This window comes from Oleispirillum naphthae (assembly GCA_027864655.1).
GTDB classification, from domain to species: domain Bacteria; phylum Pseudomonadota; class Alphaproteobacteria; order Rhodospirillales; family Rhodospirillaceae; genus Oleispirillum; species Oleispirillum naphthae.
Window position 1 is genome coordinate 1 of record JAQAZG010000027.1, and the last position, 680, is coordinate 680.

1 protein-coding gene is annotated in these 680 nt (G+C 71.5%); it reads left to right on the forward strand.

The genetic code is table 11. The features are described from left to right. Nucleotides 1-680: HAMP domain-containing protein (locus O7R11_RS14935; protein ID WP_337998332.1), on the forward strand; the 680-nt coding region annotated here is incomplete at both ends.

Consider the following 680-nt stretch of genomic DNA (forward strand, 5'->3'; position numbering starts at 1 on the left):
TCGCTGCTCGCCGGGGTGGCCGCCCTGGTGCTGGTGGTGGTGATCGCCCTCAACGCGCTGACGGTGCGCCTGGTGGCGCGGCCGATCGTCGCGGTGACCGGGGTGATGGACCACCTCGCCCGCGGCGACAACGCGGTCGAGGTTCCCTACCGCGGCCAGACCGACGAGGTCGGCGGCATCGCCCAGGCGGTGCAGGTGTTCAAGGAGAACGCCCTGCGCCTCGAACGCATGACCGCCGAGCAGGAGGCCCAGAAGGCGCAGGCGGAAGCCGAGAAGCGGCGGGCGATGAACGACCTCGCCGACGCCATGGAGGCAAGCGTCAAGGGCATCGCGGAATCGGTCTCCACCGCCGCGACGCAGATGCACAACACCGCCGCCGCGCTCTCCGCCATCGCGCAGGAGACCAGCGCCCAGGCGACCTCGGTGGCCGCCGCCACCGAGCAGGCGACCAACAACGTCGAGACCGTGGCCTCGGCGGCGGAGGAGCTTTCCTCCTCGATCCAGGAGATCGGCCGCCAGGTCACCGCCGCCTCCGGCATCGCCGCCTCGGCGGTGCAGCAGACGGAGCGCACCAACGGCCTGGTCTCCGACCTCGCGCAGGCGGCCTCCCGCATCGGCGAGGTGATCGGCCTGATCACCGACATCGCCAACCAGACCAACCTTCTCGCCCTCAACGCCAC